The 24225-nt window shown below is 70.6% G+C and carries 21 protein-coding genes; 12 read left to right on the top strand and 9 right to left on the bottom strand.

Annotated elements, in window-relative coordinates; all coding sequences use genetic code 11:
* Nucleotides 1-97 precede the first annotated feature (97 nt).
* Nucleotides 98-2053 (top strand): APC family permease, encoded by a 1956-nt coding sequence (locus tag ACFVX4_RS08630; RefSeq protein WP_389973405.1) that lies wholly within the window; start codon nucleotides 98-100, stop codon nucleotides 2051-2053.
* Nucleotides 2054-2093: 40 nt separating this feature from the next.
* On the opposite strand, the gene ACFVX4_RS08625 is transcribed toward ACFVX4_RS08630, so the two are convergent.
* On the bottom strand, nucleotides 2094-2438 hold the full coding sequence (locus tag ACFVX4_RS08625; RefSeq protein ID WP_389973994.1) for a winged helix-turn-helix transcriptional regulator: 345 nt from the start codon (nucleotides 2436-2438) through the stop codon (nucleotides 2094-2096).
* 179 nt (nucleotides 2439-2617) lie between these two features.
* Between ACFVX4_RS08625 and ACFVX4_RS08620 the strand changes: the two genes are divergently transcribed.
* The 8 genes from ACFVX4_RS08620 to ACFVX4_RS08585 all read left to right on the top strand — a co-directional run bounded on the left by ACFVX4_RS08620 (nucleotide 2618) and on the right by ACFVX4_RS08585 (nucleotide 11848).
* Nucleotides 2618-3478 carry an SDR family oxidoreductase gene (locus tag ACFVX4_RS08620; protein WP_389973402.1) on the top strand — a complete coding sequence of 287 codons (861 nt, stop codon included), beginning with the start codon at nucleotides 2618-2620 and terminating at the stop codon, nucleotides 3476-3478.
* Between the two features lie 118 nt (nucleotides 3479-3596).
* Entirely contained in the window at nucleotides 3597-4574 is a 978-nt protein-coding gene (gene rarD / locus ACFVX4_RS08615) for an EamA family transporter RarD (protein ID WP_389973399.1), read from the top strand.
* A 69-nt stretch (nucleotides 4575-4643) separates the two neighbouring features.
* Nucleotides 4644-6197, top strand: a complete 1554-nt coding sequence (locus ACFVX4_RS08610; RefSeq protein ID WP_389973397.1) for an FAD-dependent monooxygenase — start codon at nucleotides 4644-4646, stop codon at nucleotides 6195-6197.
* Between the two features lie 354 nt (nucleotides 6198-6551).
* Nucleotides 6552-7451, top strand: coding sequence for an urease subunit gamma (locus tag ACFVX4_RS08605; protein ID WP_389973394.1), 900 nt, complete (start codon nucleotides 6552-6554; stop codon nucleotides 7449-7451).
* A 68-nt stretch (nucleotides 7452-7519) separates the two neighbouring features.
* Nucleotides 7520-9487, top strand: a complete 1968-nt coding sequence (locus tag ACFVX4_RS08600) for an urease subunit alpha (protein WP_389973991.1) — start codon at nucleotides 7520-7522, stop codon at nucleotides 9485-9487.
* A 113-nt stretch (nucleotides 9488-9600) separates the two neighbouring features.
* On the top strand, nucleotides 9601-10275 hold the full coding sequence (locus ACFVX4_RS08595) for an urease accessory protein UreF (RefSeq protein ID WP_389973391.1): 675 nt from the start codon (nucleotides 9601-9603) through the stop codon (nucleotides 10273-10275).
* A gap of 26 nt (nucleotides 10276-10301) precedes the next feature.
* On the top strand, nucleotides 10302-10997 hold the full coding sequence (ureG, locus tag ACFVX4_RS08590) for an urease accessory protein UreG (protein WP_266415604.1): 696 nt from the start codon (nucleotides 10302-10304) through the stop codon (nucleotides 10995-10997).
* Entirely contained in the window at nucleotides 10994-11848 is an 855-nt protein-coding gene (locus ACFVX4_RS08585) for an urease accessory protein UreD (protein ID WP_389973388.1), read from the top strand. The genes ureG and ACFVX4_RS08585 overlap by 4 nt, the downstream gene beginning before the upstream one ends.
* A 43-nt stretch (nucleotides 11849-11891) precedes the next feature.
* On the opposite strand, the gene ACFVX4_RS08580 is transcribed toward ACFVX4_RS08585, so the two are convergent.
* Both ACFVX4_RS08580 and ACFVX4_RS08575 read right to left on the bottom strand, forming a co-directional pair.
* On the bottom strand, nucleotides 11892-12281 hold the full coding sequence (locus ACFVX4_RS08580) for a VOC family protein (RefSeq protein WP_389973385.1): 390 nt from the start codon (nucleotides 12279-12281) through the stop codon (nucleotides 11892-11894).
* Between the two features lie 97 nt (nucleotides 12282-12378).
* Nucleotides 12379-13290 (bottom strand): nitroreductase/quinone reductase family protein, encoded by a 912-nt coding sequence (locus ACFVX4_RS08575; protein WP_389973381.1) that lies wholly within the window; start codon nucleotides 13288-13290, stop codon nucleotides 12379-12381.
* A gap of 482 nt (nucleotides 13291-13772) precedes the next feature.
* Here ACFVX4_RS08575 and ACFVX4_RS08570 point away from each other — a divergent pair, with 482 nt between their 5' ends.
* Nucleotides 13773-14579 (top strand): HAD family hydrolase, encoded by an 807-nt coding sequence (locus tag ACFVX4_RS08570; protein WP_389973378.1) that lies wholly within the window; start codon nucleotides 13773-13775, stop codon nucleotides 14577-14579.
* Between the two features lie 54 nt (nucleotides 14580-14633).
* On the opposite strand, the gene ACFVX4_RS08565 is transcribed toward ACFVX4_RS08570, so the two are convergent.
* The 6 genes from ACFVX4_RS08565 to ACFVX4_RS08540 all read right to left on the bottom strand — a co-directional run bounded on the left by ACFVX4_RS08565 (nucleotide 14634) and on the right by ACFVX4_RS08540 (nucleotide 20501).
* Complete coding sequence (locus ACFVX4_RS08565; protein WP_389973375.1) at nucleotides 14634-15080, bottom strand: hypothetical protein; 447 nt, start codon at nucleotides 15078-15080, stop codon at nucleotides 14634-14636.
* A gap of 62 nt (nucleotides 15081-15142) precedes the next feature.
* The gene (locus ACFVX4_RS08560; protein ID WP_389973372.1) at nucleotides 15143-15736 is read right to left on the bottom strand and encodes a TetR/AcrR family transcriptional regulator; all 594 of its coding nucleotides are present in this window, start codon (nucleotides 15734-15736) and stop codon (nucleotides 15143-15145) included.
* 200 nt (nucleotides 15737-15936) lie between these two features.
* Entirely contained in the window at nucleotides 15937-16824 is an 888-nt protein-coding gene (locus ACFVX4_RS08555) for an ABC transporter permease (RefSeq protein ID WP_389973369.1), read from the bottom strand.
* On the bottom strand, nucleotides 16811-17794 hold the full coding sequence (locus ACFVX4_RS08550) for an ATP-binding cassette domain-containing protein (RefSeq protein ID WP_389973366.1): 984 nt from the start codon (nucleotides 17792-17794) through the stop codon (nucleotides 16811-16813). Before ACFVX4_RS08550 ends, ACFVX4_RS08555 begins: the two co-directional genes overlap by 14 nt.
* 179 nt (nucleotides 17795-17973) lie before the next feature.
* Nucleotides 17974-19224, bottom strand: a complete 1251-nt coding sequence (locus tag ACFVX4_RS08545; RefSeq protein ID WP_389973363.1) for an outer membrane lipoprotein carrier protein LolA — start codon at nucleotides 19222-19224, stop codon at nucleotides 17974-17976.
* Nucleotides 19225-19490: 266 nt separating this feature from the next.
* On the bottom strand, nucleotides 19491-20501 hold the full coding sequence (locus tag ACFVX4_RS08540; RefSeq protein WP_389973360.1) for a polyprenyl synthetase family protein: 1011 nt from the start codon (nucleotides 20499-20501) through the stop codon (nucleotides 19491-19493).
* 156 nt (nucleotides 20502-20657) lie between these two features.
* Here ACFVX4_RS08540 and ACFVX4_RS08535 point away from each other — a divergent pair, with 156 nt between their 5' ends.
* Nucleotides 20658-22157 carry a peptide MFS transporter gene (locus ACFVX4_RS08535; protein WP_389973357.1) on the top strand — a complete coding sequence of 500 codons (1500 nt, stop codon included), beginning with the start codon at nucleotides 20658-20660 and terminating at the stop codon, nucleotides 22155-22157.
* A gap of 9 nt (nucleotides 22158-22166) precedes the next feature.
* A complete protein-coding gene (locus tag ACFVX4_RS08530) occupies nucleotides 22167-24161 on the top strand; it encodes a CocE/NonD family hydrolase (RefSeq protein ID WP_389973354.1) in 1995 nt (664 codons plus the stop codon).
* The last annotated feature ends 64 nt before the right edge of the window (nucleotides 24162-24225 follow it).

Below are 24225 nucleotides of genomic sequence, written 5' to 3'. Positions count from 1 at the left end.
CCCTGTCGTCGAACTGCCGTCGCCGGACGGGCGGAATTTCGGCCCGTCCGGCGATTGCGTACCGGGGGTGCGGCCGGCCACCGCGCACGATGTGGCCATGAGCCTCGACCGTCCCGTGTACCGCATCAAGCGGCGTCTGCTCGGCAAGCCGCTCACCACCGAGCGCATCAGCGAGGAGAAGCTGAACAACCGGACGGCGCTCGGAGTGCTCGCCTCCGACTGCATCAGTTCGTCCGCGTACGGCTCCGAGGAGATGCTCCGGGTTCTCGTACCCGTCGTCGGAGCCGCCGCCTTCACTCTTCTGATGCCGGTGACCGGCGCGATCCTGCTGGTACTGCTGCTCCTGACGCTCTGTTACAGCGATGTCGTCATGATCTACACCCGGGCCGGCGGGTCCTATGTCGTCGCACGGGAGAACTTCGGGCCGAACGTCGCGCAGATCGCCGCCGTGGCACTGCTCGTCGACTACATCGTCACCGTCGCCGTCCAGGTCTCGGCGGGCACCAACGCCCTGATCTCGCTCGCCCATCTGGCCGGCGGCAACTTCACCGGCCTCGACCACCTCCAGATCCCGGTCTCCGTCGGCGTCATCGTGCTGCTCGCGTACGGGAATCTGCGCGGGATCCGCGAGGCGGGCCGGGCCTTCGCGCTGCCCGCCTATCTCTTCATGGCCGCCGTCGGTCTCGTCCTCGTCGTCGCCGCGGTGCGCGGGCTCACGGGCGAGCTGCCGCACGCCGATCTGCACGCCGCCGGGGTCGTACCGCTCGGCACCCCGGGCAACGGCTGGCTCTACGGCGCCTCGCTCTTCATCGTGCTGCGCTCGTTCGCCAACGGCGGCTCGTCCCTCACCGGGCTCGAAGCGATCTCCAACGGCATCTCCGCGTTCCGCGAACCGCAGGGCCGCAACGCCCGCCGCACCCTGATCACCATGAGCTGTGTGCTCGGCGTCCTGGTCCTCGGCGTCTCCACGCTGGCGCACTTCACCCATGCCGTCCCCTACGCCGACGGCACTCCGACGGTCATCGCGCAGGAGGCCCATCTCGCCTTCGGCGGCGGGCTCATCGGGACGGCCGGGCTGGTCTTCGTACAGCTGGCGACCGCACTGGTCCTCTACACCGGCGCCAACACACCGTTCACCGGCTTCCCGTTCCTCGCCAGCTTCGTGGCCGAGGACCGGTTCCTGCCGCGGCTGCTGACCCGGCGCGGGCACCGGCTCGCGTTCTCCAACGGCATCATCGCGCTGACCGTCGTCTCGCTGGCACTGCTGCTGGCCACGGGGGCCAGTGTGGACAAGCTGGTGGCGTTGTACGCGATCGGCGTGTTCACCGCGTTCACCATGGCCGGGGCCGGTCTCACCGCGTACCACCTGCGGCGCCGGGAGCGGTTCCGCCGGCTCAAGATCACGGTCAACGGGCTCGCCGCGATCATCTCGGCCGCCGTCGTGCTGATCTTCGCGGTCACCAAGTTCACCGAGGGCGCCTGGCTGGTCGTGGTGGTCTTCCCGCTCGGTGTGTGGGCGCTGATGCGGATCAACCGCGAGTACCGGCGCGAGGCCGCGGCGCTCCAGAGCCTCCAGCCGGCGGGGGCCGACCGGCCCCTGAGCCTGCGCCATCTGGTCTTCGTCCTCGTCGAGACGCTGGACCTGGCGACGATCAAGGCACTGCGGTACGCGCACGAACTGCACCCGGACGAGATCCGGGCCGTGCACTTCGCGATCGACGAGGCGCACGGCAGACAGCTGGCCGCCCAATGGGAGGCGACGGCCGCCACATCCGTCTCCCTGGAACTGGTGGAGTGCCCGGACCGGCGGCTGCGCCACGCGATGAAGGAGCTCGCCACCCGCACCACGGAGGACGGCCGGACCTCGCTGACGGTGCTGGTGCCGCGGCGGATGTACGCCAATGTGCTCGGGAAGCTGCTGCACCGGGGCACGGGCGAGCAGATGGCGAAGGCGCTGGGGCAGCTGCCGCACGTGGCGGTGACGATCCTGCCGTTCGACGTGTCGCGCGCGCTGCGCACACTGGAGGAGGGACAGGCGCCTCAGCCGGACTGACCACGCGGGCCCTACGGGGCGCGCCTCAGCCGGACTTGCCCTACGGGGCGTGTGCCTTCCGTTCGTCGTACGTCTCGCGCGCCGTCCGCACCGCGTCCAGGCGGTGTTCGGTCCAGCGGGCCAGCGCCCACACCTGCTCGGCTGCTTCCCGGCCCAGGTCGGTGAGCGTGTAGTCGACCCTCGGCGGGATCACCGGCTTCGCGTCCCGGTGCACGAAGCCGTCACGCTCCAGCGTCTGGAGGGTCTGGGCCAGCATCTTCTCGCTGACGCCGCCCACCTCGCGGCGCAGCTCGCTGAAGCGGTACGAGCGCTCCAGCAGGGCGGCGAGGACCAGGACGCCCCAGCGGCTGGTGACATGTTCGAGCACCAGCCGGGAGGGGCACATCGGCCGGTTCACGTCGGGCCGCGCGCCCGGTTCACTCACGTTCACACCAGTACCTTACTTCAAAGTGGGTACTTTCGATTGGTTAGTACACCCCCTACAGTGAGTCGCACGAGCCCGAACACGGACAAGCGCCACAAGTGCCACAAGTGCCACAAGTGCCACCCAGGAGGAGAAACCCCATGAGCATCGTCGTCACCGGAGCCACCGGAGAGCTCGGCCGTCTCGTCGTCGAGGAGCTGCTGGCCACCGTGCCCGCGAGCGAGATCGCCGCCGTCGTGCGCAACGAGGAGAAGGCCGCCCCGCTCGCCGCCCGGGGCATCGAGCTGCGCGTCGCGGACTACGACCGGCCGGAGTCCCTCAAGGACGTCTTCCGGGCCGGCGACCGGGTCCTGCTCATCTCCGGCAGCGAGGTCGGCAGGCGCGTGCCGCAGCACACCGCGGTCATCGACGCGGCCAAGGCTGCGGGCGTCGCCCAGCTCGCGTACACCGGCGTACTGGGCGGCCCCGACGCCGACTTCCAGCTGGCCGCCGAGCACAAGGTCACCGAGCAGCTGATCCTCGACTCCGGGCTGCCCCACACCTTCCTGCGCAACGGCTGGTACACCGAGAACTACACGGCGAACCTCGCCCCGGTCCTGGAGCACGGCGCCGTCGTCGCCAACGCGGGCGACGGGCGGGTCTCCTCCGCCACCCGCGCCGACTACGCCGCCGCGGCCGCCGCCGTGCTGACCGGCGAGGGCCACATCGGCGCGGTCTACGAGCTGAGCGGCGACGTCGCCTGGTCGTTCGCGGAGTACGCGGCCGCGGTCGCCGCCGCCACCGGCAAGGAGATCGCGTACAAGAACGTCCCGGCCGCCGTGCACCAGGAGATCCTGGTCGGCGCCGGCCTGCCCGAGGGCTTCGCGGCAATCCTCGTCGATGTCGACGAGGCGATCGGGCGCGGCCTGCTCGCCGCCACGAGCGGCGACCTGGCCCGGCTGATCGGCCGCCCGACGACGCCGCTCGCCGAGACGGTGGCCGCCGCGGTGGCAGCGGCGTAACACCGCTCCTCCACACCTCAAGAGCCCCATGTCATGACCGTATTGCGATACGGCCATGACACGGGGCCCTTCCCGGCGCTACCGTCGTGCAGTTGACGCAGACACGCCTGGAGGGCCCGTGAAGGGGATCAACGAACAGCGGGCAGGACTCCTGTCCGGCATCGGCGCCTACGGCCTGTGGGGGCTCGTCCCGCTCTTCTGGCCACTGCTGAAGCCGGCCGGCGCCATCGAGATCCTCGCCCACCGCATGGCCTGGTCCCTCGGGTTCGTCGCCATCGCGCTGCTGGCGCTGCGCCGCTGGTCCTGGATCGGCGAGCTGATCCGGCAGCCGAGGAAGCTCGGCCTGATCTCGGTGGCCGCGGCCACGATCACGGTCAACTGGGGCCTGTACATCTGGTCCGTGAACAACGGCCATGTCGTCGAGGCGTCGCTCGGCTACTTCATCAATCCGCTGGTCACCATCGCCATGGGCGTCCTGCTCCTCGGCGAACGGCTGCGCCCCGTGCAGTGGGTGGCGGTCGGCACCGGTTTCGCGGCGGTGCTGGTCCTGGCGATCGGTTACGGGCGGCCGCCGTGGATCTCGCTGACCCTGGCGTTCTCCTTCGCGACGTACGGCCTGATGAAGAAGAAGGTCAACATGGGCGGCCTGGAGTCGCTCACCGCCGAGACGGCCGTGATGTTCGTGCCCGCGGTCGGCTATCTGCTGTGGCTGGGCGCCCGGGGCGAGTCGACATTCACCTCCGACGGCGCGGGCCACGCGGCGCTGCTGGCCTCGGCGGGCCTCGTCACGGCCGTCCCGCTCACCCTGTTCGGCGCGGCGGCGATCCGGGTGCCGCTCTCCACGCTGGGCCTGTTGCAGTACCTGGCACCGGTCTTCCAGTTCGTTCTCGGCATCCTCTACTTCCACGAGGAGATGCCGCCGGAGCGGTGGGCCGGGTTCGCCCTGGTGTGGCTGGCGCTCACCCTGCTGACGTGGGACGCGTTCCGGACGGCACGGCGGACGAGGGCCCAGGTGCGCGAGGCACGGCAGGCCGCGCAGCAGGCGTCGCGGCCGAATCCACCGGCCGGTGAGCCCGCTTCACGCGCACAACTTTAGTTACCTGGTTGCTTTTTTAACTCGGTTACGTTTTCCTGGGTATCACGGAACCGCGACCGAGGAGCCCGTATGTCTGCAACCGCACCCATCACCCCCGTACTGATCGTCGGTTCGGGTCCGACCGGCCTGACCCTCGCCTGCGATCTGGCACGGCGCTCCGTCGGCGTACGGATCATCGACAAGTCCCCCGAATTCCCGCGCAGCTCACGGGCCAAGGGCCCCAACCCCCGTTCCCTGGAGGTGCTGGAGGACCTGGGCGTCGTCGACCGGGTCCTGGCCGTGGGATCGGCACCGCTGGCCATGCGCAAGTACCGCAACGGGCTGCCGGTCGCCGATGCCGACCCGTTCGAGTCCTCGCAGCCGACGCCGGACGTCCCGTACGACCGGGGCGCGCTGATCGCCCAGTGGCAGCTGGAGGAGATCCTGCGGGACCGCCTCGCGGAGTACGGCGTGCACGTCGAGCTCGGCTCCGAGGCGGCCGGCCTGTCGCAGGGGCCCGGGTCCGTGACCGTCGCCCTCACCGACGGCCGGAGCATCGAGGCGCGGTACGTGGTGGGCTGCGACGGCGGCCACAGCGCGGTGCGCAAACTGCTCGGCGTCGCGTTCGAGGGGAAGACCACCGAGGAGCAGGCGATGGTCTGCGGGGACGTGGAGGTGGACGGCCTCGACCGCGGTCTGTGGCACCAGTGGTTCGACGAGGACGGGGCCGTGATGCTGTGCCCGATCCCGGGTACGCGCACGGGCTGGTGGTTCCAGGCGGGACCGGAGCGGGACGCGACGGGAGCCCTTGTGCCACCGTCCCTCGAAAGCTTCCAGCGCCTGTTCGCCAAGCACACCGGACTCCCGGGCGACCGGCTGTCGCACGCGACCCTGCTGTCCACGTACCGGGTCAACGAGCGCATGGCCGACCGCTACCGGGTGGGCCGCGTGCTCCTGGCCGGGGACGCGGCGCATGTGCACTCCGTCGCGGGCGGGCTGGGCATGAACACCGGCATCCAGGACGCGTTCAACCTCGGCTGGAAGCTCGCCCGGGTCGTCGAAGGCCGGTCGGCCCCCGGGCTGCTGGACACCTACGAGGAGGAGCGGCTGCCCGTGGCCTCCTGGACGCTGGACATCACCGCCGAGCGACTGCGGGCGACCCTCGAAGCGATCCGGCAGCCGGGCGGCGGCCTGGACTCGGCAATCTCCGGGGACACGGCGGGCCTGGGCCTCGGCTACCACTGGAGCTCGCTCTCCACCACCGGCTCCACCCCCCGGCTGCGGGCGGGCGACCGCGCCCCGGACGCCCCCTGCCGTGACGCCGGAACGGGCGCGCCGACCCGCCTGTTCGAGGCGTTCGCGGGCCCGCACTTCACCCTGCTGGGCTTCGGCCCGGACACGGCGGAGGTCCTGCGGGCGACGGAAGCGGCGTACGGCGACGCGGCGCGGGTGTACGGGGTGGACGCGGGAGCCCCACGCGACCTGACCGACGACGCGGGCCACGCCCGCACGGCGTACGGCGCCGAGCCCGGCACCGGCCTCCTCGTCCTGGTCCGCCCCGACAACCACGTGGCCCTGATCGCCCCGGCCCCGGAGAGCGGGGCGGTCGGGGACTACCTCGACCGCCTGGCCGGTACGGCCTGACGGCGGGGAGCCCCTGCGGCTGCGGGCGCCGCGCGGGCTCCGGGTCGGTGGCCGGCCGGGCGCGGAGCTCGACGTCGTACCGGACACCGTCGTACGCGAGCTTCTGCCGCTGGAGCCCGTTCGCCCCGAGCTTGTCCCGGCATGACCAAAGCCCCGCCACACTCCTGGATCGGGAGCGTGGCGGGGCTTCGATCGGTGGAGGCAGGCCGCTGCCGGAGTTCGGCACCGTCCGAACGCTTCGGCAGCCTCGGCTTATACAGCTGGAAGGCCAGAGACTACGCACCACCCGACCCAATTTCACCCGATCGTGTACGCGATCAGGTGACGTGTTCTGCTCGATGAACTCTGCCGCTCATGATCGGTGAGCGACTGGCGCCGCCCGAGGACGTGCTCCGTGTCCTTCCCCAGGCCCAGCCGCTGGCCCTGCCCGTTCAAGAGAAATGGCTCATCGTGCATTTGACTCCGCATGAGCAGGAGCGCCTGCTGATCCATGTGGCGGCTGACGTGGCGCAGCGGCGCCGCAGTAGCGGGCTGCTCCTCAACTACCCCGAGGTGATGGCCCTGCTGACGGTGCACGTCTTCGAGCAGGCACGCGCCGGCCGGACAGTCAGCGACGTCATGGACTCGGGCCGGCAGTTACTGAGCCGGGCCGAAGTGATGGACGGCGTTCCGGAGATGATCAAGAACGTTCAGGTGGAGGCCACTTTCCCGGACGGCACCAAGCTGGTCACCATCCACGATCCCTTCCCGGAGGGGACCGAGGAGCCCGAAATCCACCCGGGCAAGGTCGAACACCCCAGGCCGCCCCGCAAAGCGGACTGCCCGGTCGACTGCGACGGCGGCAGTGGCAACGATTCACCGTCGTGCTGTGACAAGTGCCGGGACGCGGAGTCCTGGTACAAGGCGATCGAGTTCAACGCAGACCTGCAGGAGGACGCCACCACGCTGCCGGGTGAGGGCAGGACGAGGATCAGGGTGAAGAACATGTCGGACCGCCCCGTCCAGGTCGGTTCCCACTATCACTTCGCCGACGTCAACCCGGGGCTGAAGGTCCTCAAGGTCGAGGTCCCTTCCGGTCCGGAACTGGAGTCGCCCCAGGAGCTCAAGGACTGCGAGGCGGCGCGGATGCGGCGGCTGAACATCGCCGCGGGTACGTCCGTGCGCTTCGAGCCCGGCGACGAGTGCTGCGTCGAGCTGGTGGAGATCCAGGGAGATCGACAGGTCAAGGGACTGCGTGAGGTGGCACACCGGTGAGCAACAACAAATCCACCCCGGCCGGCAGCAGGTCGGCGAGGTCGCCGGAGAACTCGGCGCCGAGCAACGTGCTGAAGCGGGCCGATTACGCCGCTCTGTACGGGCCCACCGCCAAGGACCGCGTCCGCCTGGCCGACACCGCCCTGACCATCGAGATCGAGGCGGACTGGAGCGGTGGTCCGAAGCACAGCGGTAACGAGATGATCTTCGGCGGCGGAAAAGTGATCCGGGAGTCGATGGGAATGTCCCACATCCCCAGAGACGGGGACGCTGAAGGCCGCACGCCCGTGGACACGGTCGTCACCGGTGCGCTGATCCTCGACTGGTGGGGGGTCGTCAAGGCCGATGTCGGGCTCCGCGACGGTGCGATCGCCGCGATCGGCAAGGCGTACAACCCCGAGACGATGGACCCGATCCCGGACAACGAGTTCGAGATGCCGGACCGTACGTCCCCGAGTGACAGGCTGCCGGAGACGGTGCAGCCGACGAACTTCGTGGTCGGTCCGAGCACCGAGGTCATCTCCGGCAACGGGCGGATCCTCACCGCGGGGGGTGTGGACACCCACGTCCATTTCATCTGCCCGGAGCAGATCCACGAGGCCCTCGCCTCGGGCGTGACCACGCTCATCGGCGGCGGCACCGGCCCCGCCGAGGGCAGCACGGCCACCACCGTGACCCCGGGCGAGTGGCACATCACCCGGGTCTTCGAAAGCCTGGACGCGTACCCGGTCAACATCGGCCTGCTCGGCAAGGGCAGCACGGTGAACACGGATGCCCTCAACGAACAGGTCGACGCAGGCGTCATCGGGTTCAAGGTCCACGAGGACTGGGGAGCCACGCCCGCCGTGATCGACGCGGCGCTGGACGTGTGCGAAAGCCGTCAGGTCCAACTGGCCCTGCATGCCGACTCACTGAACGAATCCGGCTTCCTGGACAGCACCCGCAACGCCTTCACGAGAGACGGCAGAAAGCGTTCCGTCCACATCTTCCACGTCGAGGGCGCCGGCGGTGGCCACGCCCCGGACATGATCGAACTGGTCAAAGAGGAGAACGTGCTGCCCGCTTCGACCAACCCGACCCGCCCCCTGACGGTGAACACCGTCAAGGAGCACGTCGACATGATGGTGGTCTGCCACCACCTCAATCCGGACATTCCGGCGGACATGGCCTTCGCCGACTCCCGCATCCGGCCGTCCACCATGGCCGCGGAGGACCTCCTCCACGACATGGGCGCCATCTCGATGATGTCCTCCGACGCCCAGGCGATGGGACGCATCGGCGAGATGGTCATGCGCACCTGGCAGACCGCACACGTCATGAAATCCCGGTACGGCCCTCTGAAGGAGGACCTCGCCAACGCGAAGGTCCGCCCGATCGCTGACGACGCCGACCACTCCCACAACGCGGAGAGGCTGATCCCGAACGACAACTACCGGGCGCGCCGCTACGTCGCCAAGTACACGATCAACCCCGCGATCACTCACGGCATCGACGGTCACGTCGGTTCCGTGGAGACCGGGAAGCTCGCCGACCTGGTGCTCTGGGAGCCGAAGTTCTTCGGCGTCAAGATGCACATGGTCCTCAAGGGCGGGCAGCTCGCCTACGCGCAGGTCGGCGACGCCAACGCATCGATCACGACACCGCAGCCCTTCCTGCCACGAGCGGTCTGGGGCTCCACCGGCCGTTCCCCCCTGAGCAACTCGTACAACTTCGTGGCACCGGGCGTGGCCGACAAGCTGAACGCGCGAGTCGTCACCGTCCAGGACAGCGGCGGGAACGTCACCGAGATGACGACCGGTGGGCTCGGCCTCGGCAAGAAGTTCATGGACATCTCGACGAGCATCCGGGACGTCACCAAGGCCGACATGAAGCTGAACGACACGGTGCCGGAGAGTCTCCACGTCGACCACAACAGCTTCGAGGTCACCATCGGCGGTGCGACCACAGGGGACGCCCGCACGGAACTCAACGGAGCGACCGTGCCGCGGTCCTTTGTCACTGAAGTCCCCATGGCTCAGCGGTACTTCCTCTTCTGACCGGCCTCCGCCCGGACGGCGATGCCGTCAACCGCAGCAGTGGTCCGGGCAGGCACCCGTGCCCTCCTGGACCACTGCACCATCCGACCCCGCGAAAGGCAGCCGGATCGCCCATGAGCCGTGCCGCACTGCTCCTGCTGGCCGACGGCCGCTTCCCCGCCGGCGGGTACGCCCACTCCGGCGGCGTCGAAGCCGCGGTCGCCCACAAAGCCGTACACGACATCAACAGCCTCGAAGCCTTCTGCCGCGGGCGCCTGCACACCACCGGTCTGACCGCGGCCGGCCTGGCTGCCGCGGCCGCCGCCGGATGCGACCCCCTGATGCTGGACGACGCCGCCGACGCACGCACCCCCGTCCCCGCGCTGCGCGCCGTGGCCCGCAAGCTCGGCCGGCAGATGATGCGCGCGGCACGCGCCACCTTCCCGTCCGCCGAACTCGACCGCCTGGCCGCCGAGCGACCCCAGGGTGCCCATCAGCCCATTGTCCAGGGCATCGCCGCCCGAGCCGCCGGGCTCACCCCGAAGGACGCCGCCTGTGCCGCAGCGTACGAGGCCGTCGGCGGCCCGGCCACCGCAGCGGTGCGCCTGCTCAGCCTCGATCCCCTCGCCGCCTCGTGGCTGCTGGCACGCCTGAGCACGGAGGTCGACACCGTCGCTGCGAACGCCGCCGGCGCGGCGGCCCGCGTGGAGACCGAAGGTCTTGACGCCCTGCCGTCGGCGTCCTCTCCGCTGCTGGACATCACCGCGGAACAGCACGCCGCCTGGACCGTGCGGCTCTTCGCCTCTTGAACCCACCCCTGCCCCCTGGAGCTTCCATGCACCTCGATCACCCCGTGACCATGCCCCACCGCCACACCTACAGCGCCGAGCCGCTGCGCGCGGACGGCAGCCTCCGCGCCTTCCGTGTCGGCCTGGGCGGTCCCGTCGGTTCCGGCAAGACCGCCAGCGTCGCCGCGCTCTGCCGCACGCTGCGCGACAAACTCTCCCTCGCCGTCGTCACCAACGACATCTACACCCGCGAGGACGCCGAGTTCCTGCTGCGCGAGGCCGTGCTGCCGCCCGAGCGGATCACCGCGGTGGAGACCGGAGCCTGCCCGCACACCGCGATCCGGGACGACATCTCCGCCAACCTGGAGGCCGTCGAGCACTTCGACGAGACCCTCGACCCCCTCGATCTCGTGCTCGTCGAGTCCGGTGGCGACAACCTCACCGCCACCTTCTCCAAGGGCCTTGTCGACGTGCAGATCTTCGTCATCGACGTCTCCAGTGGCGACGACATCCCCCGCAAGGGAGGGCCCGGCATCACCACCGCCGACCTCCTCGTCGTCAACAAGACCGACCTCGCTCCGCACGTCGGTGCCGACCTGGCCACCATGGCCGCCGACGCCGAACGGCAACGCGGCGCCCTTCCCGTCGTCTTCACCAGCCTCACCTCCGACGACGGCATCCGCGAGATCGCCGACTGGATCACCGGGCACCTCACCCGGTGGCGCGCGAAGGCGGCGGCATGAGCTCCGGCTCCCGACTCGCTGAGCCCGATACCCCGCTCGATCCCGCCGTCCCCGCCGCCGACACCGAGGCATCCCCCGGACACCCGGACGGTGTGCATGCCACCGCCCGCATCCGTGCCACGTACAACGGGCGCGTCACCACGCTCCCGCAGCTGCGCAGTGACGGCCCGTTCCATCTACGCCGCATGCGCACCGGCGGACGGGCTGCCACAGTGGGGATCATCGGTGCGATGAGCGCCCCGCTCGGCGGCGACCGACTCGCCCTCGACATCACCGCCGAAGACCGAGCCGAACTGGAGGTCACCACGGCCGCCGCCACGCTCGCCCTCCGCGGTCCCACCACCGCGCCGGCCACCTACGACGTACGGCTGACCGCTGGGGAGCACGCCTGCCTGCGCTGGCTGCCACAGCCACTGATCAGCGCCGCCGGCAGCAACCTGCACCAGACCTACACCGTCAACCTTGCCGCGACCTCGCGACTGCTGCTGCGCGAGGAGCAGATCCTGGGCAGAGCCGACGAGGAGCCGGGTCACCTCGTCAGCCGCATCCGGGTCCACTACGCCGGCCGCCTGCTGCTCGACCAGCACACCGCCTACGGGAACCCGGCGCCCGGGTGGGACGGCCCCTCGGTCCTGGACGGACACCGCGCCGTCGGCCAACTCCTCGTCGTGAACCCGGAGCTGGACGTCAGCCGTGCCCCCGTCCTGCTCCGCGAAGGGATCAAGGACGGCTGTGCGGTCCTCGCGCCTCTGGCCGGCGGCCCGGCGCTGCTTGCCACCGCTGTCGCTCCGTCCTCCTCGGCTCTGCGGGAACTGCTCGACGAAGCGCTCAGGCACGCCCTCGGCGAGTAGTGCAGAGGGCCCAGGTCCCGCCGTTCCCGCCCCACCCGGCCGGTCAGTCCCCCACCACGTCCTGCGGATACCAGCGCAGCTCGACGGTGTTGCCGTCCGGGTCCTGGACGTACACCGACTGCGCCTCGCCCCGGGCGCCGGAGCGGGAGACCGGGCCCTCCAGCACGGTGAAAGTGCCCGCGTCGATCACCTCCTGCCAGTCCAGCGGCTCGACGACCAGGCAGATGTGGTCGACGTTCGACTCATGGCGCGGTCGGCCCAGCAGATCGATGATCATCGTCGGGCTGACCCGCACCGACGGGAACGGGAACTTCCCCGCCCGCCACTCGTCCACCTTGATCGGCTCCAGGCCGAGGGGACCGCAATAGAACTCCAGGGAACGTTCGACATCCTGCACGTTGAGCACCAGGTGGTCGAAGTCCTTGACTCTCACTCGCACAGCACAGCCTTTCACCGCTCGGGAGCGGTTCGGTTCGGTTCGGTTCGGTCTCTTCGCTTCGGTTCGGTTTCTTCGCTTCGATGCATTCGATTCACGGGGCCGGAGGAGCCGGCGGCCATGGGACCCCGGCCAGCAAGGGCACGATCTGCTCCTCCTCGTAGTCGAGGTGCGCGTTCAGTTCCGTGGACATCCTGTCCAGTTCGGCGCGGAAGCGCTCGGGTTCGGCGATGCCGATGTCCGCCAGCAGGGCCGCCAGCTCGCCCTGGATGCGGGCGACCGTGCGGTGTTCGTCGGCGAGCCGGGCGAAGGTGTCCGTCAGGTGCGGGTGGTAGCGGGCGATGCCGGGGAACAGGTGGGCGTCCTCGCTGGTGTGGTGGAACTCCAGCGCCTGGCAGAACGCCAGGCAGCGCTGCCTGATCTGCAACCCGAGGCCCGGAACAGGTGGCGCGCCGGGACCCCGGTGGGCGGCCCGTGCGGCGAAGTGGGCGTCCACCTCGCCCTTCACCTGGCGCAACTGGCCCCGCAGCCAGGTGTGGACCTCTATCACCTTGTCGGCGAGGGTGCTGACCTCGCGCGGGGCCTCCCAGCCGTCGGGCTCGGCGCGTTCCAGCACCACGACCGGGAGGAGCCGGGTGGTCCGGGCCTGGTAGTCGGCGTAACCGGGCGCGGCCTTCACGGCGTGACCGAACAGTTCCTCGCGCCGCGCCCCCTCCGCGGGGACCGCGAGGGCCTGGAACGCACGGGTGCCGAGCTCCACCCGGACCACGGGGTGGGCGAGCAGGTTGTGGTACCAGTCGGGGTGGTGCGGGGAGCCGAGGTTGGAGCCGATGACCAGCAGCGCGTCGCCGTGGCGGACGTAGCCGAGGGGGGTGGTGGTCTCCTTCCCCGACCTCGCGCCGGTGGTGGTCAGCAGGAGCAGGTCCCCGCCTTCGAAGGGACCGCCGACCTTACCGCCGTTGGCGCGGAACTCCTCGATGACGGATTGATTGAAAGGTGTGGGCATACGTTCTGTGTCTCCGTGGGAACGGGTGATTGCGATGCGCGGCCCATGACGGTGCACGGTGCCGGGACATGCGGAAGGGGAGAGTGCGACCAGCGGTCGCCGCTGCGTCAGATACAGGGCGCGGAGTATGAACTCATGACGGGCCCCTCGGTGAAGGGTGTTCGCCCGAGCACCGGCCGGCCCACTGCTCTTTGGCCGGCGTCACGCGACACCGGGTTCATTACACGCACCCCGGCGGGGGCCTGTCAACGCGCGCCCGTCCACGCACCGGACGCTCCTAGGGCCTCTCGTTCGGGTCAGGCCGGGCTCGCGTGCCCCGGCACCGCGCCTCGCCGCGTTGTCGTCGGTCCCCGACGCTCCTTCCCCAAGCTCTCGGCTCCGCCTTGCGATGCACGGCACCGGACCCCGCTCCCCGCTCCCTGCTCCCTGCTCCCTGCTCCCTGCTCCGGCCTGACCCAAACGAAAGACCCTAGTCTTGTGCCATGCCCATCCCACCCGCATATGCCCTCGTCGCCACCGACCTGGACGGCACCCTGCTGCGTCGCGACGACACCGTGAGTCCTCGCACCCGCGCCGCGCTCGCCCTGGCCGCCCGCGCCGGGGCCCGGCATCTCGTGGTCACCGGGCGGCCCGTGCCCGGGATACGCGGACTGCTCGCCGAACTGGGCTACCGGGGACCGGCGGTGTGCGGTCAGGGGACCCAGTTGTACGACGCCGGGTCAGGGCGGCTGGTGCGTGCGCTCACCCTGGACCGGGAGGCGGCCGACACCGCGCTCGGCAAGATCGAGGCCCAGGTGGGGCCGGTCTTCGCGGCCGTGGACCAGGACGGGCCCGAGGGGCGGACCCTGATCGAGCCGGGGTATGCGATGCCCCATCCGACGCTGCCCGCCCAACGTACCCGGCACCGCCACGAGTTGTGGTCCGCGCCGGTCGTCAAGGTGCTCATCCGGCACCCGGAGCTCACGGACGACGCGCTGGCCGAGGCGGCCCGTGATGCCGTCGGCGATCTCGCCACCGTCACGCTCTCCGGCCCCGGCACGGTCGAGCTCCAGCCGTACGGCGTCGACAAGGGGACCGGGCTCGCGCTGGCCGCCGAATACCTCGGCGTGGCCGCCGACTCCACGATCGCCTTCGGGGACATGCCCAACGACCTGCCGATGTTCCGCACGGCCGGGTACGGCGTGGCCATGGCCAACGCCCATCCGCAGCTGCGGGACGCGGCGGACGAGGTGACGTCGTCGAACGAGGGCGACGGCGTCGCGGAGGTGCTGGAGCGGGTGTTCGGCTGAGTCGTCCGTACCGGCCGACGGGGTGTCAGAGCGACATGAAGCACCGGCGGGGTGTCAGAGCGACATGAGGCAGTAGAGCCGGTGCGGCTCGGGGCGGGCCCGCGCCTCCTCGGCCAGGTCCGCCAGCTCGTTCAGGAAGCCGGCCAGCTCGCCGGGCGGGAATTCGCCTCCGAACTCCTCGATGCGCGACCAGGCCTCGGCCACCGCCGTGAACCCGCCGGGCCTCGCGGCCGCGAGCGCGTCGCGCAGCTCGTCCGTGAGCGTGACCAGCCAGCGGGAGTCGTCCTCGGGGGAGCTGAGCAGCCGGTTGAAGCGCGGCAGCGACGTGACGTCGTCGTACGGCGTGCCGGTGAGCAGGTTCTCGGCCTGGCCCAACTGCACGTACGGGTCGATGCCCTTGACCTGGAGCAGGGGGAGACCGGCCGCCTCGACACCCTGGTCGAAGGTCGCCAGGGCCGTCGGGTCGTCCGGTGCGCTGAAGTAGTCGTACAGGTTTCCCATGCGCCGCATGCTCGCACGCCCGTCTGACAGTCGGCCCGGCCCCGGTGCGTCCCGCCCGGCCCTCACGGCTCCGGCGGCACCCCGATCGCCCGCAGCACATGGGCGACCAGTGCCGCGATCTCCTCCTCGTCCGGTATCGGTTTGCGCAGGACGTGGCGGTAGTACATCGGGCCGTACAGCATCTCCACGACCAGCGGAAGATCGGCGTCCGGCGGGATCTGCCCCTGTTCCTGGGCCCTGCGCAGGCGGGCGACCGCCTCATCGAAGCGGGGGTCGACCAGCTTCGCCCGGACGGTCCGCGCGAGTGCGTCGTCGTGGTGCATCTCGGAGAGGATCCCGGCGTACGCGGGACCGAAGGGCGGCGTGGAGATGAGCTTCACCGCGCCCATCAGATTGGCCCGCAGATCGGCGGCGATGTCGCCGGTGTCGGCGAACGGCGTCGTGCCGACCAGCGCGTCGGTGAAGGCCTCCAGGATCACCGCACTCTTTGACGGCCACCAGCGGTAGATCGTCTTCTTGCTGACACCCGCTCTGGCCGCGATGGCCTCGACGGTGACGCGGCCGTACCCCTTCTCCGTGCACAGTTCGAGAGCGGCCTCCAGGGTCGCCCTTCGTGATCTCTCGCTGCGACGCTGCGAACTCGGCGATGTGATCATTCGGTGAGCATAAGCGTGTTCGAGTCACCCCTTGTTGACAGCATGTCGCCAGAGATCGAACAATACCCAGGCGGAAACGGAACGTGCCGTGTCGTATCGTTCCTGCAGTTCGCACCGTTCGTGCCGTTCGTGCCGCGACGAGCCGATCGGGGGACGGCTCGCCCGGCCGACGGCGCGAGTGGGGTGTTGCACCCCGTGCGTCAGGCGGTGATGTCCTTCGCCGTGAAACGGGCCCAGGCCGCCGAGCCGAACACTGCCGCGTACAAGCCCTGAAGCCCCAGGTTCTTGACCACTTCGTCCCAGTGGACGGGGTCACGCAGCAGGTCCGCGTACGACATCCAGTAGTGCGGGAAGAGATACGGATGCATCCCGCTCAACTGCGGGATGCCGTCCATGATCTGCACGGTGATCAGCAGCCCGACGGTGGCGGCCATGGCCGCGATGCCGCTGCTGGTGAGGGTCGAGGCGAACAGGCCGATCGCCGCGAACCCGATCAGCGACGCCGCGACCACCACCGCGATCAGCCCGGCCCGCAGCAGCCCTTCGCCGAAGCCGATCCGCGTCCCCGAGATGGTCGTGACCTCGCCGACGGGGAAGAGCAGCGCGCCCACGGCGAGCGCGGAGAGGGCCACCACCAGGGTCGCGACCAGGCAGAACACCAGCACCGAGGCGTACTTCGTCAGCAGCAGCCTGGTCCGTCCGGCGGGGGCGACCAGCAGATAGCGCAGCGTTCCCGCGTTCGCCTCGCCCGCGACCGAGTCCCCCGCGACGACCCCGACGGCCATCGGCAGGAAGACCGGGAGCGTCACGGCGAGAGCGGCGAAGACCAGGAAGAGGCCGTTGTTGGTGACCTGGGAGAGGAACGCCGGGCCTCCCCCGCCGCCGCCCGGTCCGGGCGATGAGCCGTGGTTCGTCTCGATCCGCACCGCGATGCCGATCAGCACGGGCACGGCGGCCAGCACCCCGAGCAGCGCGAGGGTGCGCCAGCGGCGGAGCATGGTGGTCAGTTCGGAGCGGAGGATCCCGAAGGTCCACAGCGGGCTCGGTGCCCTCCCCGCCCCGGCGACTGCGGCTTCAGCCTGCGACATCGAAACCCTCTCCGGTGAGTGCGACAAAGGCGTCCTCCAGCGAGGCCCGTTCGACGCCGAAGGACCTCAGGCGTACGCCGGCGTGCACCAGCGCCGCGCTGAGGTCGGCGAGTTCGACGTCGCCCGGCGGGGCCTCGGCGCTCACCCGGTCGCCGTCGACCGCGATCCCGGTGACGCCCAGTTCCTTGAGGACCCGGGCGGCGTCGCCCGGGTCGGGGGTGGTCACGGCCAGCCGGCCGCGGGCGCCCGCCGCCAGTTCCGCGACCGGGCCCTGGGTGATCAGCCGGCCCCTGGCCATCACCGCGGCATGCGTGCAGACCTGCTCGATCTCGTCGAGGAGGTGCGAGGAGAGGAAGACGGTGGTGCCGTCCGCCGCCAGTTCCCTGACCAGGGTACGGATCTCCCGCATGCCCTGCGGGTCCAGGCCGTTGGTCGGCTCGTCGAGGACGAGCAGGCGGCGCGGCTGGAGCAGGGCGGCGGCGAGGCCGAGGCGCTGCTTCATGCCGAGCGAGAACGCCCCGGCCTTCTTCCCGGCCGCCGCGGCCAGCCCGACCCGGTCCAGGGCGTGGCCCACCCGGGACCGGCGGGTACGCGGATCGGCGGTCGGGTCGGCGGAGTCGTACCGCAGCAGATTGTCCCGGCCGCTCAGGAAGCCGTACAGCGCGGGCCCCTCGATCAGCGCGCCGACCTGCGGGAGCACGGTGCGGGCGGCGCCCGGCATGGTATGGCCCAGGAGCCGCGCGGTGCCGGACGTCGGGTCGATCAGGCCCATCAGCATCCGGATGGTGGTGGTCTTGCCCGAGCCGTTGGGGCCGAGGAATCCGAAGACGCTGCCGCCGGGGACGCTGAGGTCGAGGCCGTCGACGGCGAGCTGGCCGCCGCGGTACCGCTTGGTGAGGCCCCGGGTCTCGATCACGGCTCCCGGCTCGTTGACCGCCCTCGGTTCGACGACGGTCCCGGACTCTGTCATGCGTACTCCCCATGGGTCGGGCAGGGCCCGTCCGCCGGACGGGCTGGGGCCTGTCGTCGAACTACCGTCGTCGCCCGAAGGGCGGCCGTTTGACGACGGGCCCCAGGGCGGACCGCCCCGCCGTACGGAGCGTACGGCGGGGCGGGTGAGCGGTGCGGGAAGCGCGGCGCGCCCCGGCGTCAGGAGGCGTTGTTCGCCGCCTGGACCAGCGCGTCCTTGGTGACCGCTCCGACGTACACCTTGCCGTCGTCCGTCATCAGGGCATTGACCAGGCGGGTCTTGAAGACCGTGCCCGAGCCGAACTTGCCGGAGACCTTGTCGCCCAACGCGTCCAGGAACTGCTGGGCCTCGGCCGGGACATCGCCCGACGCCTTCGAGGGGAGCCCGGTGCCGCCCGGGGTCGTGATCTCGGCGATGGCGCTCCAGCCCTTGCCGATGACCTTGGTGTCCTTGGCGTCCGCTCCCCCGGCGCCCAGTCCCTCGGCACCCGGGATCAGGCCGTCGAGGCCCTTGTCGGCCTCGTGCTGCGCCTTCGCGTCGTCGGCCTCGGTCACCTCGGTGCCCTTGGGCGGGGTGAACGTGAACGAGGAGGCGTCCGGCTTCGAGAAGTCGACCTTGGTGAATCCGGCGTCGACGACGGCCTTGCCACCGGCGCTCGGAAGCAGCGTGAACTTCAGCGGCACGCCGTTCTCCGCGTCGACCGCGATCGTGACCGAACCGATCGTGGAACCGCTCTGCTTCGGCTTGAGGACCAGCTTGTACGCGTCGCGCCCGGCGACCTGCGCGGTGCCGTCGACCGTCACCGACGTGGTGGGGCCGGCGGCCTTCAGCACCTGCTCGGCAAGTGCCTTCGGGGTGGTGGGCACGCCCTCGGGAACGGGGTGCCCGGACTTCTTCCCGGCGTCCTGGCCGGCCCGGTCCTCGGTGGCGTGGTAGGCCTCGTCGGACTTGCTGTCGAATGCCCAGACCTGATCGCCGTTGCGGATCAGGCTGTACTCGGACGCGTTGTCCAGGATCGACAGCCGCTGCTTGTCGGGGCCGTCGGCGGCCACCCGGAGGGTGTGCGTGCCGGAGGCCAGCTCCGTCATCCGCTCCTGCGGATCGGCGCTCGAACCGCCCTTGCCGCCCCCGCCGCCCGGGGCGAAGGAGTCGGCCAGACCGCCGAGCGACGGGATGCCGAGGTCCGTGCTGATCTTCACCGTGCCGGAGAGCTGCTGGGTGTCCGAAGCGGCGATCTTCTCGATGAGTTTCTGTGCGCTGATCTTCGGCAGATCGGGGTCGCCGGAGCTCGCGAGCGCCGGGACCAGCCCGATCGTCGCGGCCGCAACTCCCGCCACCGCGACCGGGACGATGTAGCGCGCCGCCTTGCGGCGGCCGGCGGCGGTGCCCCTGGTCCCGCCGTTGGTCTCTGCGCTGTCGTTCGGTGCCATGTGTGCCCTACCTCCGTGGTCGGCGGCTTCCGTCCGGTTGCACTCGTCCACTCCGTGCCGCCATTCTCACCCGGTTTGGTCAGGAGTGGTTGTTCTCCATCTGACCAAACCGGTGGTGCGGAAGCGTCAGCCCCCGGGAGCAACTCCGCGTACCTCTTCGGTATGACACCGGACGGCGATTGCTCCCCCGTCCAGTAGGGGACGCCACGACGGCGGCCCGGAGCCTGTCGCGTGGCCGCCCGGTCCGGAGGTCACCCGACAGCCTCTCAGCCCGCGCGGTGCACCACCGCGTCGCACAGCTCCCGCAGCGCGGCCTTCGCATAGCCCTCGGGCAGCGGCGTCAGCGTCGCTCGCGCCTCCTCCGCGTACCGGACGGTGTCCCGTCTGGCCTGCTCCAGCGCCGGGTGGGCGCGCAGCCTGCGCAGCGCCTCGGCGTGCCGGGCGTCGTCGCTGAGGTCGCCGTCGAGCAGCTCGACGAGCTCCAGGTCGTTCGGCTTCCCGTCGGCCGCCGCCTGCGCCCGCAGGTGGAGCACGGGGAGCGTCGGGATGCCCTCGCGCAGATCGGTGCCCGGGGTCTTCCCGGACTCGTGGGAGTCGGACGCGATGTCGAGTACGTCGTCGGCGAGCTGGAAGGCGACGCCGAGCCGCTCCCCGTACTGGGTGAGGATGTCGACCGCCGACTCGTCCGCGCCGGCCATCATCGCGCCGAACCGGCAGGCCACCGCGATCAGCGAGCCGGTCTTGCCGCGCATCACTTCCAGGTAGTGCTCGATCGGGTCACGGCCGTCGCCCGGCCCCGCGGTCTCCAGGATCTGGCCGGTGACCAGCCGCTCGAACGCCTCCGCCTGGATGCGTACGGCCTCCGGTCCGAGGTCGGCCAGTATGTGCGAGGCGCGGGCGAAGAGGAAGTCGCCGGTCAGCACGGCCACCGAGTTGCCCCAGCGGCTGTTGGCGCTGTCCACGCCGCGGCGCACGTCCGCCTCGTCCATCACGTCGTCGTGGTAGAGCGTCGCGAGGTGCGTCAGCTCGACGACGACGGCCGCGGGCACGATGCCCGGCGCGTCCGGGTCGCCGAACTGGGCGGCCAGCATGGCCAGCAGCGGCCGGAAACGCTTGCCCCCGGCGCGTACGAGATGCTGCGCGGCCTCCGTGATGAAGGGCACGCCGCTCTTGGTGGCATCGAGCAGCCCGGACTCGACAGCAACCAACCCGGCCTGGACATCGGCCTCAAGTGCCTGGTCCCGCACGCTCAGCCCGAACGGCCCGACGACGGTCACGAGGGGATCTCCTGTCTGCTGACGATCACACGGAATGTCGATGTGTCGCTGTCATCACTCAAGTCAGCGTATCCGGTCCCCTTTGGATCACCGTGGGCGCCTTCCCGCCACCGCCGGTATGTTCGGGATCAGCTCATACGATCAGGAGTTCTCCCTTTGTCCCACACGGCCACCGACACCGAACCGAGTCAGCCGCCGCCCGAAGACGACCATGCCTTTTTCGGCCAACCACGAGGGCTGATGACCCTGTCCGGCCTGGAGGTCTGGGAACGCTTCTCGTTCCTGGGCATGCAGGCGATCCTGGTCCTCTACTTCGCGGACACGGTCGCCCGCGGCGGCATGGGCATGGAGGCGGGCACCGCTGCGTCGGTCTCGGCCGCCTACGGCACCCTCGTCTACCTCGTCTCCGTCGCCGGCGGCTGGCTGGCCGACCGCATCCTCGGCTCGTACCGCGCCGTCCTGTACGGCGGAATCCTCATCGCCTGCGGGCATTACGCCATGGCGGTGCCCACCGACACCATGACCTGGGTCGGTCTCGGCCTGATCAGCGCCGGAACCGGTCTGCTCAAGCCCAATGTGGCGACCATGGTCGGCAAGCTCTACCGCACCGACGACGAGCGCCGCGACGCCGGCTTCGCCCTCTATTACATGGGCATCAACATCGGGGCGTTCCTCGGCCCGCTGGTCACCGGCTGGCTCGGGGACCACGCGAGCTGGCACTGGGGCTTCTCGGCCGCCGCCTTCGGCATGACCCTCGGTCTGATCCAGTACGTGCTGGGCCGGCGTCACCTGGCCGGGCGAAAGCACAGCGCCGAATTCGCGCTGGCACCAGCACCCATGCGCCGCGCCATTCGGCTGATCGTCGCCGGTGCCGTCGTGGTCGCCGCCGTCGCCACCGCGCTCGCCCTGGCGGGCTGGCTGACCATGGACCGCTTCGTCGACCTGCTCACCCTGATCTCGGTGATCGCACCGGTCGTCTACTTCGTGGTGATGTTCCGCAGCCCCCGGGTCACCTCGGAGGAACGCGGCAGGCTGCGCCCGTACGTGGTGCTGTTCCTGGCCTCCGTCGTCTTCAACTTCATCCTGTTCCAGGCGTACTCGACGATGATGCTGCTCGCGTCGACCAACGCCCGTACCGAGATCTTCGGCTTCCATTTCCCGGCGAGCTGGTACGCCTCCGCGCTCGGCGCCTTCGAGGTCGCGCTCGCCCCGGTGGTCGCCACCGTCTGGGCCCGGATGGGTCCGCGCCAGCCGCACGCCTCCAACAAGATCGCGATCGGGGTGATCCTCGGCGGGCTGTCCTTCCTGCTGATGGTGCTGCCGACCTCCGGGCACTCCGGCGACACCTACAAGATGGCCGCCTGGTGGATCGTCGGCTCGTACCTGCTGCTCGGCCTCGGCGACATCCTGCTGGAGACCTCCGGCATGTCCGCGACCACCAAGCTCGCCCCCAAGGCGTTCGCCAGCCAGACGATGGCGCTCTGGTTCCTCTCGCTGGCGCTCGCCAACGGCATCCAGGCCCAAGTCGTGAAGCTGTACGGCGAGGTCTCCAACCCCGCCTACTTCGGTGTAAATGGCGCGATCGCGGTGGTGGCCGGTGTGGCCGTCATCGCCGCCGCACCCTGGCTCAAGCGCACCATGCACCCCGTCCACTGAGGTACCGCCATGCACATCCGCACCACATTCCCGTATGACACCACCCATGAGGACGTCCGCATCCCGCTGCCGGACGGCACCCGGCTGTACGCCCGGATCTGGCGACCCGTCACCGACGAGCCGGTGCCCGCGCTGCTCGAATACCTGCCCTACCGGCTGAGCGACTGGACGGCGCCGCGGGACTGGCAGCGCCACCCCTGGTACGCGGGCCACGGCTACGCCTCCGTCCGGGTGGATGTGCGCGGGCACGGCAACAGCGAGGGCCTGCCGGGTGACGAGTACGACGCGACGGAGCTGGCCGACGGCGTCGCCGTCATCCACTGGCTGGCCCAGCAGCCGTGGTGCTCCGGCCGGGTCGGCATGTTCGGCATCTCCTGGGGCGGCTTCAACTCGCTCCAGATCGCCGCGCTGGCCCCCGAGCCGCTGAAGGCGATCGTCACCGTCTGCTCGACCGACGACCGCTACGACAACGACGTCCACTACATGGGCGGCTCGGTCCTCGCCGTCGACATGCACGCCTGGGCGGCCACCATGCTGGCCTTCGTCTCCCGGCCGCCGGACCCGGCGCAGGTCGGCGACGGCTGGAAGGACATGTGGCTGAAGCGGCTGGAGGCCGTCGACCCGTTCATCCACACCTGGCTGGCGCACCAGACCCGCGACGACTACTGGAAGCACGGCAGCGTCTGCGAGGACTACTCCGCGATCCGGGCGAACGTCCTCGCGGTGGGCGGCTGGCACGACCCCTACCGCGACACCGTCCTGCGGCTCGTCGAGCACCTCGACCCGGACCGGGTCCGCGGGCTGATCGGGCCCTGGTCGCACCAGTACCCGGACCGCGGTCTGCCGCCGGGGCCGTCGATCGGCTTCCTCCAGGAGACGCTGCGCTGGTGGGACCAGCACCTGAAGGACAAGGACACCGGCGTCATGGCCGAGCCGCTGCTGCGGTCCTGGATCAGCGAGTCGCACCGTCCCGCCACGGTGTACGAGACGCTGCCGGGCCGCTGGGTCGGTGAGAACAGCTGGCCGTCCCCGGACATCGCGCCGGTCGCGTACGCCCTCCAGGGCGGCCCGCAGATCGTCGACTCGCCGCAGCAGACGGGGCTGGACGCCGGGCGCTTCTTCCCGTTCGGCAACGACGCCGACCTGCCGCCCGACCAGCGCGACGAGGACGCCAAGTCGGTCTGCTTCGAGTTCCCGGTCGAGGACGCCCCGATCGAGATCCTCGGCCGCCCCCGGGTGAAGCTGCGGATCCGGATGGACGTGCCGCGCGGCCAGGCGGTCGCCCGGCTCTGCGACGTCGCACCGGACGGCTCCTCCACCCTGGTCACCCGGGGCGCACTCAACCTCTCCGCCCGCAACGGCCGCGACCGCGCGGAGGACTGGCCGGTGGGCGGCACCGAGGACGTGTCCTTCGAGCTGAACGGCATCGGGCACACCTTCCCGCCCGGCCACCGGATCAGGCTCGCGGTCTCCTCCTCGTACTGGCCGTGGATCTGGCCGCAGGCCGGGTCGGTGGGCTTCGTCCTGGACGCCGACGGCAGCCTCGTCGAACTGCCGGTGCGCCGGTCCGCCGAGGAACCCGCGATCCGGTTCGAGGAGCCGGAGCAGTCGGAGCCGCTCGGCGTCGTGTACCCGGCGACGCTCGACGAACAGCGCCCGGAGCGGCTGGTGGTCCGCGACGTCGCCAAGGGCGAATGGCGGCTGGAGGTCGACCCGCGCTACGGCGGCACCCGGGTCTACCCGGACGGCCTGGAGTTCACCGAGGACGCCCTGGAGACGTACACGGTCCAGGAGAACGACCCGCTCTCCGCACGCACCCGCTCCGACTGGGCGATCCGGCTGCACCGCCCGGAGCTGGCGTGGGACGTACGGGTCGAGACGCGCTCCGAGATCAGTGCGGACGACAGCGACTTCATCACCTCCGACGAGGTGGTCTGCAAGGAGGGCGGCGAGGTCGTCTTCCACCGCACCTGGGAGAAGCGGATCCCGCGCACGGCGGGCTGAACCGAACCCACCGCCGTGCCCCGCGCACCCGGGGCACGGCGGAACTTTCCGGGCATCAGGAGCA

This window comes from Streptomyces sp. NPDC058240 (assembly GCF_042882135.1).
Taxonomy (GTDB): Bacteria; Actinomycetota; Actinomycetes; order Streptomycetales; family Streptomycetaceae; genus Streptomyces.
The sequence above is the reverse complement of the archived record's forward strand: the minus strand, read 5'-3'. Positions and strand labels throughout refer to the sequence as shown.

Bases quoted from the DNA above. Each gene is read 5' to 3' on its own strand.
- ureG (WP_266415604.1), top strand. From the start codon at position 10,302: ATGCACCTCGATCACCCCGTGACCATGCCCCACCGCCACACCTACAGC.
- ACFVX4_RS08625 (WP_389973994.1), bottom strand. From the start codon at position 2,438: ATGTGCCCCTCCCGGCTGGTGCTCGAACATGTCACCAGCCGCTGGGGC.
- ACFVX4_RS08570 (WP_389973378.1), top strand. From the start codon at position 13,773: ATGCCCATCCCACCCGCATATGCCCTCGTCGCCACCGACCTGGACGGC.
- ACFVX4_RS08545 (WP_389973363.1), bottom strand. From the start codon at position 19,224: ATGGCACCGAACGACAGCGCAGAGACCAACGGCGGGACCAGGGGCACC.
- ACFVX4_RS08575 (WP_389973381.1), bottom strand. From the start codon at position 13,290: ATGCCCACACCTTTCAATCAATCCGTCATCGAGGAGTTCCGCGCCAAC.
- ACFVX4_RS08595 (WP_389973391.1), top strand. From the start codon at position 9,601: ATGAGCCGTGCCGCACTGCTCCTGCTGGCCGACGGCCGCTTCCCCGCC.
- ACFVX4_RS08560 (WP_389973372.1), bottom strand. From the start codon at position 15,736: ATGATCACATCGCCGAGTTCGCAGCGTCGCAGCGAGAGATCACGAAGG.
- ACFVX4_RS08605 (WP_389973394.1), top strand. From the start codon at position 6,552: ATGATCGGTGAGCGACTGGCGCCGCCCGAGGACGTGCTCCGTGTCCTT.
- ACFVX4_RS08565 (WP_389973375.1), bottom strand. From the start codon at position 15,080: ATGGGAAACCTGTACGACTACTTCAGCGCACCGGACGACCCGACGGCC.
- ACFVX4_RS08555 (WP_389973369.1), bottom strand. From the start codon at position 16,824: ATGTCGCAGGCTGAAGCCGCAGTCGCCGGGGCGGGGAGGGCACCGAGC.
- ACFVX4_RS08620 (WP_389973402.1), top strand. From the start codon at position 2,618: ATGAGCATCGTCGTCACCGGAGCCACCGGAGAGCTCGGCCGTCTCGTC.
- ACFVX4_RS08550 (WP_389973366.1), bottom strand. From the start codon at position 17,794: ATGACAGAGTCCGGGACCGTCGTCGAACCGAGGGCGGTCAACGAGCCG.
- ACFVX4_RS08530 (WP_389973354.1), top strand. From the start codon at position 22,167: ATGCACATCCGCACCACATTCCCGTATGACACCACCCATGAGGACGTC.
- ACFVX4_RS08630 (WP_389973405.1), top strand. From the start codon at position 98: ATGAGCCTCGACCGTCCCGTGTACCGCATCAAGCGGCGTCTGCTCGGC.
- ACFVX4_RS08585 (WP_389973388.1), top strand. From the start codon at position 10,994: ATGAGCTCCGGCTCCCGACTCGCTGAGCCCGATACCCCGCTCGATCCC.
- ACFVX4_RS08610 (WP_389973397.1), top strand. From the start codon at position 4,644: ATGTCTGCAACCGCACCCATCACCCCCGTACTGATCGTCGGTTCGGGT.